At 31.5% G+C, this 16,924-nt stretch carries 20 protein-coding genes and 1 pseudogene; 13 read left to right on the forward strand and 8 right to left on the reverse strand.

Translation table 11 applies throughout. The features are described 5' to 3' along the window. Positions 1-67 precede the first annotated feature (67 nt). From rlmD to ACKTTR_RS10005, 9 genes are all read left to right on the forward strand, one after another. Positions 68-1,519, forward strand: coding sequence for a 23S rRNA (uracil(1939)-C(5))-methyltransferase RlmD (rlmD, locus tag ACKTTR_RS09965; RefSeq protein WP_408027700.1), 1,452 nt, complete (start codon positions 68-70; stop codon positions 1,517-1,519). Positions 1,520-1,525: 6 nt separating this feature from the next. Continuing rightward, entirely contained in the window at positions 1,526-2,002 is a 477-nt protein-coding gene (locus ACKTTR_RS09970) for a DUF6452 family protein (protein ID WP_408027701.1), read from the forward strand. Beyond that, positions 1,983-2,708: a DUF6048 family protein gene (locus ACKTTR_RS09975; protein ID WP_408027702.1), complete on the forward strand. Its 726-nt coding sequence runs from the start codon at positions 1,983-1,985 to the stop codon at positions 2,706-2,708. Before ACKTTR_RS09970 ends, ACKTTR_RS09975 begins: the two co-directional genes overlap by 20 nt. Before the next feature lie 60 nt (positions 2,709-2,768). Beyond that, positions 2,769-3,716 carry an isopenicillin N synthase family dioxygenase gene (locus ACKTTR_RS09980; protein ID WP_073183641.1) on the forward strand — a complete coding sequence of 316 codons (948 nt, stop codon included), beginning with the start codon at positions 2,769-2,771 and terminating at the stop codon, positions 3,714-3,716. A 5-nt stretch (positions 3,717-3,721) separates the two neighbouring features. Next, positions 3,722-4,045 carry a translation initiation factor gene (locus ACKTTR_RS09985; RefSeq protein ID WP_125067233.1) on the forward strand — a complete coding sequence of 108 codons (324 nt, stop codon included), beginning with the start codon at positions 3,722-3,724 and terminating at the stop codon, positions 4,043-4,045. 146 nt (positions 4,046-4,191) lie between these two features. Beyond that, complete coding sequence (locus ACKTTR_RS09990) at positions 4,192-5,136, forward strand: DUF1835 domain-containing protein (RefSeq protein WP_408027703.1); 945 nt, start codon at positions 4,192-4,194, stop codon at positions 5,134-5,136. Further along, entirely contained in the window at positions 5,137-6,006 is an 870-nt protein-coding gene (locus tag ACKTTR_RS09995; protein WP_408027704.1) for a nucleoside phosphorylase, read from the forward strand. Continuing rightward, positions 6,007-6,867: a substrate-binding domain-containing protein gene (locus ACKTTR_RS10000; protein WP_408027705.1), complete on the forward strand. Its 861-nt coding sequence runs from the start codon at positions 6,007-6,009 to the stop codon at positions 6,865-6,867. A gap of 21 nt (positions 6,868-6,888) precedes the next feature. After that, positions 6,889-7,059 (forward strand): hypothetical protein, encoded by a 171-nt coding sequence (locus tag ACKTTR_RS10005; RefSeq protein ID WP_170141643.1) that lies wholly within the window; start codon positions 6,889-6,891, stop codon positions 7,057-7,059. A 271-nt stretch (positions 7,060-7,330) separates the two neighbouring features. Here ACKTTR_RS10005 and ACKTTR_RS10010 read toward each other — a convergent pair whose 3' ends face one another. After that, positions 7,331-7,972: a protein-L-isoaspartate(D-aspartate) O-methyltransferase gene (locus tag ACKTTR_RS10010; protein WP_408027706.1), complete on the reverse strand. Its 642-nt coding sequence runs from the start codon at positions 7,970-7,972 to the stop codon at positions 7,331-7,333. Positions 7,973-8,191: 219 nt separating this feature from the next. Between ACKTTR_RS10010 and ACKTTR_RS10015 the strand changes: the two genes are divergently transcribed. Both ACKTTR_RS10015 and ACKTTR_RS10020 read left to right on the forward strand, forming a co-directional pair. Then, complete coding sequence (locus ACKTTR_RS10015) at positions 8,192-9,151, forward strand: Gfo/Idh/MocA family protein (RefSeq protein ID WP_408027707.1); 960 nt, start codon at positions 8,192-8,194, stop codon at positions 9,149-9,151. A 149-nt stretch (positions 9,152-9,300) separates the two neighbouring features. Next, the gene (locus tag ACKTTR_RS10020) at positions 9,301-10,188 is read left to right on the forward strand and encodes a 3-hydroxyacyl-CoA dehydrogenase family protein (RefSeq protein WP_408027708.1); all 888 of its coding nucleotides are present in this window, start codon (positions 9,301-9,303) and stop codon (positions 10,186-10,188) included. A gap of 53 nt (positions 10,189-10,241) precedes the next feature. Here ACKTTR_RS10020 and ACKTTR_RS10025 read toward each other — a convergent pair whose 3' ends face one another. Continuing rightward, positions 10,242-11,108: an MBL fold metallo-hydrolase gene (locus tag ACKTTR_RS10025; RefSeq protein WP_408027709.1), complete on the reverse strand. Its 867-nt coding sequence runs from the start codon at positions 11,106-11,108 to the stop codon at positions 10,242-10,244. A gap of 133 nt (positions 11,109-11,241) precedes the next feature. On the opposite strand from ACKTTR_RS10025, the gene ACKTTR_RS10030 reads away from it, so the two are divergent. Together ACKTTR_RS10030 and ACKTTR_RS10035 are read left to right on the forward strand one after the other, a co-directional pair. Continuing rightward, positions 11,242-11,586 (forward strand): winged helix-turn-helix transcriptional regulator, encoded by a 345-nt coding sequence (locus ACKTTR_RS10030; RefSeq protein WP_408027710.1) that lies wholly within the window; start codon positions 11,242-11,244, stop codon positions 11,584-11,586. Positions 11,587-11,677: 91 nt separating this feature from the next. After that, a pseudogene (locus ACKTTR_RS10035) lies at positions 11,678-11,773 on the forward strand (3-hydroxybutyryl-CoA dehydrogenase); the annotation flags it as partial. Between the two features lie 74 nt (positions 11,774-11,847). Here the strand turns inward: ACKTTR_RS10035 and ACKTTR_RS10040 are convergent. The 6 genes from ACKTTR_RS10040 to ACKTTR_RS10065 all read right to left on the reverse strand — a co-directional run bounded on the left by ACKTTR_RS10040 (position 11,848) and on the right by ACKTTR_RS10065 (position 16,924). After that, entirely contained in the window at positions 11,848-12,594 is a 747-nt protein-coding gene (locus ACKTTR_RS10040; protein ID WP_408027711.1) for an SDR family oxidoreductase, read from the reverse strand. 62 nt (positions 12,595-12,656) lie between these two features. Then, the gene (locus ACKTTR_RS10045; protein WP_408027712.1) at positions 12,657-13,214 is read right to left on the reverse strand and encodes a Crp/Fnr family transcriptional regulator; all 558 of its coding nucleotides are present in this window, start codon (positions 13,212-13,214) and stop codon (positions 12,657-12,659) included. An 11-nt stretch (positions 13,215-13,225) separates the two neighbouring features. Continuing rightward, complete coding sequence (locus ACKTTR_RS10050; RefSeq protein ID WP_408027713.1) at positions 13,226-13,672, reverse strand: YybH family protein; 447 nt, start codon at positions 13,670-13,672, stop codon at positions 13,226-13,228. A 1-nt stretch (position 13,673) separates the two neighbouring features. Next, complete coding sequence (locus ACKTTR_RS10055; RefSeq protein WP_408027714.1) at positions 13,674-14,627, reverse strand: AAA family ATPase; 954 nt, start codon at positions 14,625-14,627, stop codon at positions 13,674-13,676. Positions 14,628-14,727: 100 nt separating this feature from the next. Continuing rightward, positions 14,728-16,104 carry a peptidylprolyl isomerase gene (locus tag ACKTTR_RS10060; RefSeq protein WP_408027715.1) on the reverse strand — a complete coding sequence of 459 codons (1,377 nt, stop codon included), beginning with the start codon at positions 16,102-16,104 and terminating at the stop codon, positions 14,728-14,730. After that, complete coding sequence (locus ACKTTR_RS10065) at positions 16,067-16,924, reverse strand: hypothetical protein (RefSeq protein ID WP_408027716.1); 858 nt, start codon at positions 16,922-16,924, stop codon at positions 16,067-16,069. The genes ACKTTR_RS10060 and ACKTTR_RS10065 overlap by 38 nt, the downstream gene beginning before the upstream one ends.

The raw sequence follows: 16,924 nt of genomic DNA on the forward strand, positions 1-16,924 counted from the left end.
GTTTGAGTTTAAAGTTACACAAACCATATCTTTTCCTAATTTTGCACACTATAAATCATAGTATAGAATGCCAAGAAGAGAGCGAAATAAATTTGTAAAAAGAGGACAAATCATTGAAATTTTAATTGAAGATTATGCCTTCGGCGGAAAAGGGATTGGAAGAATACGTTCAGAAGAAGGTGTTTTTGTAGTTTTTGTTCCTAACACTTTACCAGGACAGTTAGTAAAAGCACGTGTAGACAAATCAAAGAAAAAGTATGCAGAGTGTAAGTTAATTGATGTTTTAAAACATTCTGATGATGAAGTAACTGTTCCATATCAAGATATTCCTGGAGCGCCTTACATTCAATTACCTATTGATTTACAACACAAATACAAGCAAGAAAGTACTTTATCTTTATTTAAACGCATTGGTAAAGTTGACAATATAGAAGATTTGTTTGATGAATTTATCGCTTCTCCTAATGTATTCCATTACAGAAATAAAATGGAATACGGGTTTTCTGCCATTGGTTACGATCGCGAAAATAAAACCGATATAGATGAGTTTACATTAGGTTTTAAACGTCGTGGTGTTTGGTGGATGGGTGATAACCTTGAAAAAGATTCTGGTTTATTTGACAAACAAGTTGAAGATAACATCAAAAACATTAGAGAGTATTGTGAAAAAACTGGTTTAGCGCCTTGGCATGGACCTAAAAAAGAAGGTTTCTTTAGGTATTTTGTAGTACGTAAATCATACAAAACCGATGAGTTGTTATTTAATTTAGTAACCACTTCTCACGATTTATCAAAATTTGATTTAAAAGAGTTTGCTAACTATCTAGTAGAGTTATTTGGCGATAGAGTTGCTGGTTTATTACACACTATTAACGACGAAACTGGTGATAGAACTATCGCTACTTCAGGAAGCGTTAAATTGGTATACGGAAAAGATAAAATTGTAGAAGAATTATTAGGTTTAAATTTTGAAATCAGCATGAAAAGCTTTTTTCAAACCAATCCTAAATCTGCCGAAAAACTATATACCAAAGTAGTTGATTATGCGTTAGAAAACAAAGATGCAATTGACAATACCGTAGTGATGGATTTATTCTGTGGTACTGGAACCATTGGGCAAATTATTGCTTCAAAATCGAATAACACTAAAATTGTTGGTGTAGATATTGTAGCCTCTGCTATTGAAGACGCTAAGAAAAATGCAGAACGTAACAATATTGAAGGTTTACAATTTTATGCAGCTGATGTAGGAAAGTTTTTAAATGAACACCCACAATATAAAAACAAAATAAGAACCATTATTTTAGATCCAGCTCGTGCAGGAATTGCACCAAAAACGCTTAAGAAAATCATAAACTTAAACGCCGACAGAATGGTTTATGTATCTTGTAACCCAGCAACACAAGCTCGTGATACTGAAGAGTTGATGAAAAACGGATATAAATTAAAAAAGATTAGTTTAGTAGATCAATTTCCACATACATCACATATAGAAACGGTTGTTTTATTTGAAAAATAAAAATTAATGAAAAAATACATTGCTCTATTCATACTTATAGCAGGTTTAACAGCCTGTGAAAAAGATGATTTCTGTACACAAAATCCTGTAACACCCAATTTAGTGCTTCGTTTTTACGATGTGGATAATACGAATGATTTAAAAAATGTAGAACGCTTATCTGTAATTGCAGAAGGAAAAACTGATAGTCTTTTTACCAATAGAACAGCAGACAGTATTGCTATTCCTTTAAACAGTTTATCTCAAAAAACAGTATATACATTAAAAATGAATGATGTAGATGGTAATGTAGCTAACAATAAAACCGCTACGCTTACTATTGAGTATAACCCTGAAGAAGATTTCGTATCTCGTTCATGTGGTTTCAGAATTATTTTTGAAAATGTTACCTTAAGCCATACAGGTTGGATAGACAGTTTATCTACTACAGAAATTCCATTAATCGACAATCAAGCTAACGCCCATGTACAAGTATTTCATTAGTCTATGTTTCGTTTTTGTATTTGTGAACGGATATTCACAAATAAATACATCTAAAGAAGAAATCAAAGAAAAAAAAGATACCGTTACATATAAAACAGGATATGGCTTACGTATCGGATTAGATATTAGTAAACCTGGTCTTGCTATTATTGACAAAAGTTATAGTGGTCTCGAATTAGTGGGTGATTATAGAGTATCTAAAAAATGGTATATCGCTACTGAATTAGGTTTTGAAGATGAAACTACCTACGAAGATTTTTCGTCTTCTAGTTCAAAAGGAAGTTATATTAGACTTGGAGCAAATTACAACGCTTACGAGAATTGGTTAGACATGAATAACGAAATTTATGTTGGTATGCGTTATGGTTTTGCCATATTTGATCATACCTTAAATAGCTACCAACCTAATGTATCTTCAGGTACTGAAAACTTACCTCCTTACTTTCCTTCAACCCCTATTACAACACCTATGTCTGACGATGGACTTACCGCTCATTGGACTGAATTACAGCTAGGTATAAAAGCAGAAACTTTTAAAAACTTGTTTATAGGTTTTAGCTTTTCATATAAAATTATGTTAAGTGTTGACGATCAAAAAGGGTTTAAAACGCTATACACACCAGGTTTTAATCGTGTTTTTGAAAGCAGTACAGGCTTCGGGTTCAACTATACAATATCGTACTTAATCCCTTTTGTTAATAAATAAATTACCAGCATACGCTTGATTTCACTAACTTTACTGCCTAAATAATAAAACTTATTAACAATGAATAAAATTCCAAGCGTAAACTTAGCAGATTTTTTATCGGACGATGCTGAAAGAAAACAAAAATTCATCAATGAAATTGGTGACGCTTACGAGAATATAGGATTTGTAGCATTAAAAGGACACTTTTTAGACGATGAATTAGTAGATAACTTATACGCTGAAATCAAGAAATTTTTTGATTTACCTACAGATGTAAAAGAAAAATACGAAATTCCAGGTATTGGTGGTCAAAGAGGATATGTTTCATTTGGAAAAGAAAGTGCTAAAGGAAAAAAAGAAGGAGATTTAAAAGAGTTTTGGCACTTTGGTCAGTATGTTGATGCAGATTCAAAATACGCAAAAGAATACCCAGAAAATGTAGAAGTTGAAGAATTGCCTGAATTTAACAAGGTAGGTAAAGAAGCTTACCAAATGTTAGAAAAAACAGCTAAATACGTTTTACGTTCATTAGCGTTACATTTAGGCTTAGAAGAAACGTATTTTGACAACTACATCAAAAACGGAAATAGTATTTTACGTCCAATACACTACCCTCCTATTACTACAGAACCTAAAGGAGCTGTAAGAGCTGCTGCTCATGGTGATATTAACTTAATTACCTTGTTAATGGGAGCACAAGGAAAAGGACTACAAGTACAAAACCATAAAGGAGAATGGATTGATGCTATAGCGGAAGATGACGAATTAATGATTAATGTAGGTGATATGCTATCACGTCATAGTAATAATAAATTAAAATCAACAATTCACCGTGTAACTAACCCTCCTAAAGAATTATGGGGAACATCTCGTTACTCAATTCCTTTTTTCATGCACCCTGTTTCTGATATGAAATTAGATGTTTTAGAAAACTGTATTGATGAAAACAATCCAAAACAATTTGAAGACATTACTGCTGGTGAGTTTTTAGATGAGCGTTTACGCGAATTAGGATTGAAAAAATAAATTTAATGGATTTACAAGATCAATTAAAAAACCTATTCCCAGATCATCAGTTTGAAGAAAAACCTGAAGAAAAAAAACCTGATGTCTGGCTACAAGATGAGCCTATTCTTTGTAAGTACGAAAAGCGAAAAGGGAAACCAGTTACTATAATAGACGGTTATAATGGAGCTACCCAAGACTTTAAAAAGCTTGCTAAAGAAATTAAAACTAAACTAAGTGTTGGTGGTAGTTTTAAAGATGATACGATCATTATTCAAGGAGATTATAGAGATACTATAATGCAACTTTTAAAAGATAAAGGATTCAACGTAAAACGCGTTGGTGGATAAGTAAAAATGTCGAGAATTTTATTCTTCGACATTTTTTTTATATTTACAACTTTTGTAAAGTGTTAAATATCAACTAATAAATAATAACGTATAAAATAAACCGTTTATTTTATATAAATAAAGAAATCAACCAATTCCCTAAAATCATGAAACATTCTTTATTACACATAACCAATGGAGACGTCACAACTCAAAGACTTCAAAAATTAAATATTGAAGGTGATATTATTACGTGGCGTGAAATGTTATGTGAAGGAAAAACATCAGTAGACGTAGGTAGTGAAGACTTTTGGAAAACACGTTTTGACTTTTTAAAAACTACCTATAAAGTTACTAAGAAGAAGTTTATAGATTATACCCTTAAAGAATACCGTAACCTTTGTAATCAAAAACAACAAGATGAGATTGTTTTATGGTTTGAATATGATTTGTTTTGTCAAGTAAACATGTTAGCAGTAATAAGCTGGCTAAAAAGATATCGTAAAAACCATAAAATATCTTTAGTTACTAGTGGTAAAATAGATAACTCTAAAAAATTATATGGTTTAGGTGAATTATCTGACGACCAATTAAAAGAACACTTTAAAAATAAAATAGAGCTTTCTCAAGATGATATAGAATATGCTGACTATATATGGCAACTATATTGCTCAGACAGTCCGTTACCTCTTGAAAATGCACATAAATTTAATCCCGAATCACCTTTTGTATATCTAGAAAGCGCTATAAAAGCACATTTGCTTCGCTTCCCTTCTATTGAAAACGGATTAAATCATATAGAAAACAATATTTTAAAAGCTGCTAACGAACATACATTTGCTAACCAAGATGAATTTATAGCCAACCTATTAACACATCAGGAAAACTACGGATTTGGTGACATTCAATACGTTAACAAACTTGAAAGCCTTAAAAAGCTTTTTACCTCTTTTGATCCTGTAAAACTTAGTAAAACAGGTAAGAAAGTATTGCAAAACCAAACTAACTATTATGCTAAAATTCGTTCTGATTTTTCGTATCTTGGTGGCGCAAAAAAATACAGCTATCTCTATGTAAACTCTACTGATAAGCTGTTAAAAATTACATCGTAAATGAGTATACAACATTCTGAGCTCATCTTAAATCCAGATGGTAGTATTTACCATTTGAATTTAAGACCTGAACATATTGCTACCGATATCATTTTTGTTGGAGACCAATATCGCGTCGATAAAGTTACCAAACACTTTGATACTATAGAGTTTAGCACACAAAAAAGAGAATTTAAAACCACTACTGGTACCTATAAAGGAAAAAGAATTTCTGTAATTTCTACAGGAATAGGTCCTGATAATATTGATATTGTTTTAAACGAGTTAGATGCCTTAGTTAATATAAACTTAAGCACGCGTAAAGCTAAAGAAAAACATACACAATTAAACATTACAAGAATTGGAACTTCTGGTTCTTTACATGCCGATATTCCTGTTGATAGCTTTTTATTAAGCTCTCATGGGTTGGATTTAAACGGAATGTTACAATCTTATCAAGTGGATGAAATTTCACATCCAGATATAGAAGAAGCTTTTATAAAGCATACCAATTGGAGTGCGAAAAAATCATATCCGTTAATTGTTTCTAACGGAAAAACTTTAGAAGACAAATTAGTATCTAACAAAGTATATAAAGGAATTACAGCTACCGCTGGTGGTTTTTATGGACCTCAAGGGCGTGTTTTACGCTTACCTTTACAAGATCCCGATTTAAATAAGAAGATTGATAGTTTTAACTATAACAACAATCGAATTACCAACCTTGAAATGGAAACATCTGCCATTTATGGGTTAGCTAAACTACTAGGTCACAATGCAGCATCAATGAATGCTATTATTGCTAACAGAGCCAACGGAACATTTAGTGAAGATCCGTACAAAGTAGTAAATGATTTGATTGTATATACCCTTGAGAAATTAGTTGAATAAATGCTGAAATTAAAAATAGGTGGTGTTCCAGAACATTTTAATTATCCTTGGTACATCACATTGAAAAATAAAGAATACACCAAAGAAGGAATCAACTTACGATGGAAAGATTATCCTGGAGGTACAGGAGCTATGGCGAAAGCTTTACGCTCTGGTGAAGTAGACATTGCCTTGGTGCTTACTGAAGGAATTATTAAAGATATTATTAATGGAAATCCTTCAAAAATTACACAAACCTTTGTAAAAAGTCCACTTGTTTGGGGAATTCATGTTGCTGCGAACTCTAAATTTAAAACAATTGATGATTTAGAGAATGCCACAGTAGCCATTAGCCGATTTGGTTCTGGTTCTCAACTTATGGCAATTGTTAACGCCCATAATAATGGTTGGGACGTTAGCAAACTACAGTTTAAAGTTGTTGGAGATTTACAAGGAGGAATAGATGCTTTAACTAATGGAGAAGCCGATTATTTTATGTGGGAACACTTTACCACGAAACCATTGGTTGATAACGGTACTTTTAGAAGAGTTGGTAACTGCCCTACTCCATGGCCTTGTTTTGTAATTGCTGTTCGTGATGAGATATTAGAAAACAACTTTGAAGAAGTAAAAAAAGTACATGACATTATTAACTCTTGTACTAAAGACTTTAAAGACTTTGATAATATTGATGAAGTTCTTTCTAACAGGTATGAGCAACAAATAGAAGATATTCAAGAATGGCTATCAATTACCGAATGGAATGATGGTGAACCTATTTCTGAGAATTTAATTACAGACATACAAAATAAAATGATAGAGTTCAACGTTATTGAAAAGAAGGAAAATTCTGGTGACTTAATCAGAAATATGTATATTTGATTTTTATAAAACGGAATAATGATGAAAAAAGTAGTATTTATTGCAATTTGTACTGTTAGTTTATTAGGTTTTTCTTCTTGCGGAAGTACTAGTCCATGTGGATTAGCAAAAACTAATCAAAACAAACAAAAACAACATCAACAACAAGAGATAGTAGTTGCAGATGCAACTGAAGTAGCAATCGCTGAATAAGTTGATGTTTCTTTATTCAAATTCAATAAATCCGCTTTTTTAGGCGGATTTTTTATTTTAAACTTCTTACAACAAAAAAATCCTTTTCTAAAACAGAAAAGGACTTGAGCTTATTTTATATAAAATATAGTTTTTTACTTTGCTATAATTTCTCCCAGTAAAGTTCCTTTTTCAAAAGCAAATTTGATCGCAAACATTAATACAATTGCCGCTCCAGTAATAATGTAATACATTTTTTTGTTTTCTTTTTTCATAATATAATTTAGTTTAATTAATTTTTCTTTTTTAACATAGGCACAAATCTAAAACCACCTAACTCATGTTTTTCAAACTCTTTGGGTGATTTTCTTATAAAAAGTGTCATTACTTGTTCTTTATCTCCCACAGGAATCAACAACCTACCTCCTACTTTAATTTGTCCTAATAGTGCTTTAGGCACATACGGAGCCCCAGCTGTTACAATAATTTTATCAAAAGGAGCTTCTTCTGGCAACCCTTTATAACCGTCTCCAAAAATAAAACGTTTAGGCTTATACCCTAATTTTGGTAAAAACATTGAAGTTTTTTTAAACAACTCATGTTGTCTTTCTATTGAATACACTTCTGCGTCCAATTCTAACAGCACTGCTGTTTGGTATCCAGATCCGGTTCCTATTTCTAATACTTTATCACCTGGTTTTACTTCTAACACTTGTGATTGAAATGCCACCGTATAAGGTTGGGAGATTGTTTGTTCAGCAGCAATAGGAAAAGCTTTGTCTTGATACGCGTGTGCTTCAAAACTACTATCCATAAACAAATGTCTTGGAATTTTTCGGATAGCCTTTAATACTTTCTCGTCATTAATTCCTTTTGCTTCTAAAACGTTTGCTAATTGATTTCTAAGTCCTTGGTGTTTGGTTGTGTCCTTCATTCTTACATTACTCTACCAATAGGAATTACTAGTTAAATTACTATAAAACCTATTATCTCTTATTTAAAATACCCATTATGGGGCTCACTAATTATAAAATTTCGGCAGGATAAAAGTAGTAATAAATCTGTATAAAAGTGTATCTTTGTTTGCGTTGATTTTTTGTAGAAATCATTTCTTTTTCAACAAACCAATCAAATAACTAATAATCTTTCACTTATGTTAAAAGCTGGAGTTTTAGGCGCAGGTCACTTAGGAAAAATCCATTTGCGTTTGTTACAACAATCAGAAAAATATGAATTAGTAGGGTTTTATGACCCTTTTACAGAAAATGCACAAAAAGTAGCTGATGAACTTGGCTATAAATTATTCGATTCAGTAGAAGCATTAATTGATGCTGTTGAAGTAGTTGATATTGTTACTCCTACTCTTTCTCACTTTGATTGTGCTAAACAAGCTATTGAAAAAGGAAAACATATTTTTATTGAAAAGCCAATTACCAATACTGTATTAGAAGCAGAAGCTATAAGAACTTTAGCTAGTCAATACCATGTACGTGGACAAGTTGGACATGTAGAGCGTTTTAATCCTGCTTTTATGGCTGTAAAAGACCTGATAGACACTCCTATGTTTATCGAGACACATCGTTTAGCTGAATTTAATCCTAGAGGAACAGATGTGCCTGTAGTTTTAGATTTAATGATTCATGATATTGATATTATTTTATCAGTAGTAAAATCAAAAGTAAAAAGTGTACATGCTAGTGGTGTATCTGTAATTTCAGAAACTCCTGATATTGCTAATGCTCGTATTGAATTTGAAAATGGTTGTGTTGCGAACCTAACAGCAAGTAGAATTTCGATGAAAAACATGCGTAAGAGCCGTTTTTTCCAAAGAGACGCATACATTTCAGTAAACTTCTTAGAAAAGAAGTCAGAAGTTGTTAGAATGAAAGATGTACCGGAAAATCCTGATGAGTTTGCTATGATTTTACAAAATGCTGAAGGAGTTAAAAAGCAAATTTATTACGATAACCCTGAAGTGGTAGCTAACAACGCTATTTTAGATGAATTAGAATCGTTTGCTGATGCTATTCACAATAATACTACTCCTATTGTTTCATTACGTCAAGGTACTGAGGCTTTGCGTGTAGCACATCAGATTATAGACTGTTTTTAGAATAAAGTAAATAAGTAACAACCGCGTTAGGGATTGCAGTGAAAATCCTTTTTTGTTATTCTGAGTAAAGCGAAGAATACACCAAAAAAGATTGTAACGGAAAGCCCGCCCCACAGGGAACGCCCATATAAATACCAAAACACAACAACATGAAAAATATCGCCGTAATTGGAGCAGGAACAATGGGAAATGGAATTGCGCATACGTTTGCTCAATTTGGATACAATGTTCAACTTATCGACATTTCGCAAGCTGCCTTAGATAGAGGTTTAGCAACCATTACTAAAAACTTAGATAGAATGGTAGCGAAAGAAAAAATTACTGAAGACGATAAAAATGATACCTTAAACAATATTACTACCTATACTTCTATTAAAGAAGGTGTACAAAATACTAGTTTAGTTGTTGAGGCTGCTACTGAAAATATTGACTTAAAACTTAAGATTTTTAAAGATTTAGATGAAGCTTGCGCTGAGGATACTATTTTAGCTACCAACACTTCATCAATCTCAATTACTCAAATTGCTGCAGCTACCAATAGACCAGAGAAAGTAATTGGAATGCACTTTATGAATCCTGTGCCAATTATGAAATTGGTTGAAATTATTGGAGGATACAACACTTCTGATGAAGTAATGGACTTTACAGTTGATTTAACTAAGAAAATTAATAAAGTTCCTGTTGAAGTAAATGATTACCCTGGTTTTGTTGCCAATCGTATTTTAATGCCAATGATTAACGAAAGTATTGAAACTTTATACAATGGTGTTGCTGGTGTTGCTGAAATTGACACTGTAATGAAGTTAGGTATGGCACATCCAATGGGACCGTTACAATTAGCTGATTTTATTGGGTTAGATGTTTGTTTATCTATCTTAAACGTAATGTATGATGGATTTAAAAACCCTAAGTATGCTCCATGTCCGTTATTAGTAAATATGGTTGCAGCAGGTAAATTAGGTGTTAAATCTGGTGAAGGTTTTTACGATTATTCTGAAAGTAGAAAAGCTGAAAAAGTAGCGAAAATGTTTTCGTAAAAAACTAAGAAAAATATAAAACAAAAAGAAGCCCGAAAAGGCTTCTTTTTGTTTTATAACTGTAATACTTCACCTTCATTAGGTATTAAAATTTTATTTTGAATAGATTTTTCTTGCTCTTTTAAAAACAAACAAAGCTCCTCTTTTGTTAATCCACAATGGTTTATTGCGTCCATATGAATTGCTATTAAAATAGCCTTCTTATTCTCTATAGCTATCTTTAGTAATTCTTCTTTAGTTAACGTCATATGCTTGCCTGGTTTTAAAACAGGGTTCTGTTTGCTAAAGGTACATTCTCCTGTATTTGCGATAATACAAGTAGGTTTTTCACTTTTCAAAGCATTCTTTAAAAGACCATCTAAAACGGCGTCTCCTGTAATAAATATTGTATCTTTTTTAAATGTCAAAGAAAAAGAAGATGATTCGCCAAAAGGCATTGCTCCTGTTGCTCCTTCATGATGATGTGCCTCATAGCGTTTTATTGATATTTCAGACCAATTTACAACCTGCTCTATACTTTGCAAATTTGTAAAACCTTTTGATTTTAATTTTTCTACATCGAAAGGCTGACAAAAAATAAGTATATCTTTAGGAAGTAATTTTTCAGCGTCGGCATCAAAATGATCTGGATGATAATGTGTTATCAAAACAGCATCGGCTTGTTCTATAATTCTATCTTTAAGTATAGGCAAATCATTCATTGGAATCCGTTTTTCATTAGAAAAAGGAATTGGGTCTTGTGCTCCTTTATCAGACAAAACAGGGTCTATTAATATTTTTTTTGAATTCACTTCTAAAAGCACAGTAGCCTGTCGTACATATTGCAGTTTTGTTGTGTTTTCTTTTCTAGTTCTATTTGTTGTTTGACACGCACTAATCACGGTTAAAATTACGAGTAGTAATTGATAACTTTTCTTCATTTTTATATGTTTTTTTTCTTATACAGCAACGAAACTAAAGCACTTTTAAACAAGAAACAATACGTTACATTTTTGTACCTTACGCACTTTTTGGTTAGTTTTTTTAGTGCCAAAAAGATAGAATTGAAAAAAAATGAAAAAATTTTCACCTGATTATTGCCCCTTAACTTATGCGACAAAAGTTGTAAGTGGAAAATGGAAGTTATTTATCATTTCTAGGCTTGTTGAAAAACCACTCAGATATGGACAAATCAAGACTGTATGTGAAACAATTTCAGAAAAGATGTTAACTAGCCAATTAAAAGAGTTAGAGTCTGATGGAATAATTAGCAGAAAAATATATGCTGAAGTACCTCCAAGAGTTGAGTATTCTCTTACTCCATTTGGCAATGATTTAGTCAATGCTTTAGCTCCATTACATGCTTGGGGAATTGACTATATGGAGCATAAGAAAATTCCTTTTCCTGAACATAGCTAAAAAGATGATTACAAAACATCATCAAATTAAACTAAGTACTATTTTCCTAAATTATAAGTTTATCTAATAACTTTTTTTTGTTTAACACTAAGTAATGACTAGAAAATTAGGAGTTAAATCTAGTGAAGTTTTTCACGATTATTCTGAAAATAGAAAAGCTGAGAAAGTAGCGAAGATGTTTTCTTAAATAAAAACTTAATACTATATATAAAAAGAAGCCTATATAGGCTTCTTTTTATATATGAGTTACTCCTTTACTTCTTATGATTTCTCTAAATTATTTATAAGCTTGAATGCTAAAGATGGAGCTATTCTTGCTAATCTGTAAAAAACTTTAACGCCTCCTACTCTAACCTCAAGCTTTCCTTTTTCTACTCCTTTCATCATCTCCTCCACTGCTTTTTGCGGCGTTATGGCTATTTTAGGTGGACTTCCTTTATGCCAAGGTGTATCAACTACAGGAAACATTACCTCCACGACCTTAATTGTTGATTTTTCAAGTTGTTTACGTATCACTTGTGTAAAAGAATGAAGCGCTGACTTCGTAGAATTATAAAAAGGGTAATCTGCCCTAGGTGCATAAATTAAACCCGTTGTAATATTAATAATCATTGGGCTTTTATTACTAATTAATTGGCTATATAACATATGAACTAATCGTAAAGGCCCCATAAAATTAACTTCTATTTCTTGATTGGCTTTATATATAGCATCAGTCGTATCAAAGAAGTTCGTTTTGTGAACAATTGCCGCATTATTTATCAATACATTAATTTTAGGGTGATATTCTTTAATCCAATTAACCAATCGCTTACAATCTTCTTCTTTAGCTACATCACATTGGATTATTTCTAGTGCTGGATACTGCTTCTTTGCCGCTGCTAATCTCTCTTTTGAACGCCCACAGATGATTACAGTATTGTTTCTTTTAAGAAGTTCTTTACTTAGCTCTAAGCCTATACCTGAACTTCCTCCAGTTATTAAAATTGTATTTTGTGTAAGTTTCATAAAATTACTTTTGTGTTTTTAACAAAAGTAATTTTGAAGACTACCTCACGCATTGACCTATGTTAAGTCGCTATTTTTTTTCTAATTCTACTTAACGATTCTGGTTGAATACCTAAATAAGAAGCTATAATTGTTTGATGTATTCTATCTTCAATACTTGGATATTCTTTTAAAAAATTAATGTATCTAGTTTCTGCATTTAACAAGAGTAATTCTCTTTCTCTTTTTTCTTTTGCTATAAACCCTTTTTCAACTAGTTTTAACAAAAACCTCATCCAAAAAGGGTCTGTATCAACTAAAGTTACCCATTTTTTATATGGAATAGAAAATACTTCAGAATCTTCTAACGCTTCAATAAAAAAATAGGATGGCTCATTTGATATCATTGCTGAATATGAAGCTATAAATTGATCTTCTAATATGATACCTTTAGTAAATTGTTTTCCTAAGCTATTAATGTAAACATATCTGAAAAGCCCTTTTTTAATAAACCCAATTTTTTTGGGTATCGCACCTGCTCGAACAAAGTAATCACCCTTTTTCAAAGTCTCTATCTTCCCTATCGCTAATAACTCATTTGCTTTTTCATCAGAAAGTAATTCTTTAAAAACTGTGTTCATTAATTTTTAATTTAACACGAAGTATCTGCGATAATTTTCCATTCGCCTTGTATCTTCTTAAATATGATCATAAAAACGCCGTTAGCGTCTCCTACAGATCTTTTTAAGTGATATTTTCCCATTACAGAATATGCTCCTTCAGTAATTTTAGAAATATCATTAATCTTAAAAGTCAATGTTCCTAAGTGTTCTTTTGTTGGATACCCTTTTTTATAGTTATCTAAGGTTTTTTGCCATCCAAAAGTTATTCCATTTCGTCCGTAAAACTTTAATGAATCACTTTTCCAATATCCTTGCATAAAACCTTCTAAATTGTGATTAGACCAAGCTTCTTCTTGTGCCTTCATCACCGATAAAATCTCTTGTTTTTCTGTTTCTTCAGAAATGGTTTTGGTAACTTCTTGCTTACATGAAGCAAATAGTATCACTAAAAAAACAACACTTAAAAGCTTTTTCATTTTAAAATAGAGAATTTATAATTTCTTTTACGGTCACTCCTTCAGCCTCTGCTTTATAATTCTTTACTATTCTGTGTGATAAAATAGGAATTGCTACCGCTTGAACATCTTCAATATCTGGAGAATATTTTCCATGTACAGCTGCATGTGCTTTGGCTGCTAAAATTAAGTTTTGTGAAGCTCTTGGACCTGCACCCCAATCAATATATTTTTTAATTAATTCAGTTGCTTTATCTGAATTAGGACGTGTTTTACCAACTAAACCAACAGCATACTCAACTACATTATCTGCTACAGGAATTTTACGGATTAATTTTTGAACTTCAATAATTTCTTCTGAAGAAAAAATAGCATTTACTGTTTGTTCAGCTATTGATGTCGTATTTTTTACCACTTGTACCTCTTCTTCAAAACTTGGATATTCCAAGTTTATTGAAAACATAAAACGATCTAGCTGAGCTTCTGGTAACGGATACGTTCCTTCTTGTTCGATAGGGTTTTGAGTTGCTAATACAAAAAAAGGTAACTCTAATTTATAGTGATGCCCTGCAATAGTTACAGATTTTTCCTGCATTGCTTCTAATAGTGCTGCCTGTGTTTTAGGTGGTGTACGGTTTATCTCGTCCGCCAAAATGATATTTGAGAAAATTGGCCCTTTTATAAATTTAAAATGACGTGTTTCGTCTAGTATTTCACTTCCTAAAATATCAGAAGGCATTAAATCTGGGGTAAACTGAATTCTATTAAAATTCAATCCTAATGCGCTAGAAATTGTGTTTACTAATAAGGTTTTTGCCAATCCTGGTACTCCAATTAACAACGAATGTCCTCCACAAAAAATCGAAAGTAACGTATAGTTTACCGCTTCTTGCTGACCTATTATAACCTTTCCTATTTCTTGTTGTAGTTGGCTATATTTTTCTACTAATGTGTTTACTGCTGTTACGTCAGACATAAATCAAAGTTTTTCTTTGTTCAATAATTTTAATTACAAACTTTTATAAAATGAAATTCCCGCTTTCGCGGGAATGACAATATACTAAATTTATTACTTCTTATTTGTTTTCTTTTTTCCAATCTTTCTTAAAAGTACACTTCTTATAATCGTTACTTAACTTTAAGTAAGTTTCTTGGATTTTTTCTTTAGTCCACTTAGTAATTTCTTCTTCTTTTTTCTTAGCTAAAGCAAATTGTTGCATTCTTACATAGTCCTCTACTAAATCAGCTTTATGTGTATCTGTTTTATCTTTTAATAAGATTACTTTATACATTTTTTCTCCCTCACGGGTTTCATCATAGTAAATATCAGATAAATCACCCTTTTTTAATTCACTAATTCTAGCGAATAATTCTGGTGGCATTCTTGTTAACTCAAAAGTAGGTTCTTGAGTATAAGGATTCATAATTATACCCGCACTATTTTTTGTTTCTTCATCTTCAGAATACTTTTTAACAGCCTCTTCAAAAGTTATCTTTCCTTCTTTTATATCAGCTACTATCTTTTCAATTTGCTCTTTTGTTTCTTTTAACTTTTCATCAGAAACTTCAGGTTGCATTAAAATATGAGATACTTCACGTTGGTTACCTTTTACTTTATGTAATTGAATTATATGGTATCCAAAAGCAGATTTAATAGGCTCTGAAATTTGATTTACGTCTAATGAGAATGCTGTTTCTTTAAACTCTTTAATGAATGGACTATCTTTTGTAATTACATATTTTCCTCCATTCTGAGCCACTCCTGGATCTTCTGAATTAATAATTGCTTTTAACTTAAAACTAGCACCGTTTTCAATTTCTTTTTTAATTTCTTTTAGCTTGTTAATTACACGCTCTTTCTCTTCTTCTGTTGGCTCTGCTTTAACTACTAATTGTTGCAATTGAACTTCGGCAGGTATTTCAGGAAGTTCTCCTTTATCTTGTAATCCTTTGAAGTAAATACGTATTTCCTCAGGAGTTACATCAATATTTTCTGTAATTTTTTGCTGTTCTTTTTCTATTAATAGGTTCTCTCTTTGAACTCTTCCTAGCTCTTTCTTTAAATCTTCAATATCATTGAATCCATAAGCAGCAACTACTTTGTCCTCACTTCCATATTCTTGTGTAAAAAAAGCAATACTTCTTCCTACTCTATTATCTATTTCTGATTGAGATACTGTAACACTATCAATAATTGCATGGTGAGCTAATAGTTTTTGCTGCATTAGTTCTTCTAACATTTCGCAGTCAGAAATCTTCACTTTCCCTTCACTTCTTAACTCTACTTCTTGCTTAAACTTATCTATATCAGAATCTAAAACAATGTTTTTACCCACCACAACAGCAACACCATCTACTTTTGTACCCTGTGCATTAATTGTTGTTAAGCCTGCTAAAAACAACGTAAATACTATACTAATATTCTTTAAAGTTCTTGTTTTCAATTGCATCATTTATCAGCGTTTTTTCAATATCTCGTATTAATTCTAATTTTCTTTTATGTAAAATAATTTGCTTTATTCTAGGGCTTACATAGCTTAATGGAGCCGTAGCATTTTGTGGCAACATATTTTTTACAGCGACCAAATATACTCCTAAACTATCTTCTTTTTGTATGAATTTTGATATTTTTAACAAGTTTTCTTTCGTTTCGTTACGAAAAGGTGGAATTTTTTTCTTTAAATAATCAAAAGTTACCCAAGTTGAATCTTGCAAGCGATATGATTTAAAATTTAACAAGTGTCGTTCTAAATCTTCTTTGTCTTCTTCTTTTTCTGACTTAAACTGCTTTATTGTTTCTTTTTTATCTAAGTAATCTTTACCAAAATGCACATATTCAAATTGTACAAGCTCTTCACTTACTTTAAAATTCTCTTTGTTTTCCTCGTAGTACAATGCTATCTCTTCCTCAGTAACAACTGTATCTAATTGTTGCTTTATCAAACGTTCTTTATAGCCGTTAATATATAAGCTCTTTTTATAATCGTTAACTAAGTTTTGTATTTCTTCACTATTTACTTCTGATATATTCTCCTCCGCTTTTATATACAATAATTCTTGTTTAGCCCACGAGTTAATCAACCCCCTCACTATAACTAAACTATCTTTAGGTGAAAGGTTTTTGGGTAATAAACCAGCAATATCTTTCTTATACAAATGCTTATTATAAACAGTAGCTATTGGTCTTTCATTGGTAACCTTTTTTGTTTTTAAACTTATTAGATCACATGAAACTATTATTAATGATGTAATTAAAAAAATATATTTTCTCAC

The sequence above is a fragment of the Tenacibaculum litoreum genome (assembly GCF_964513915.1).
Classification (GTDB): Bacteria; Bacteroidota; Bacteroidia; order Flavobacteriales; family Flavobacteriaceae; genus Polaribacter; species Polaribacter litoreum.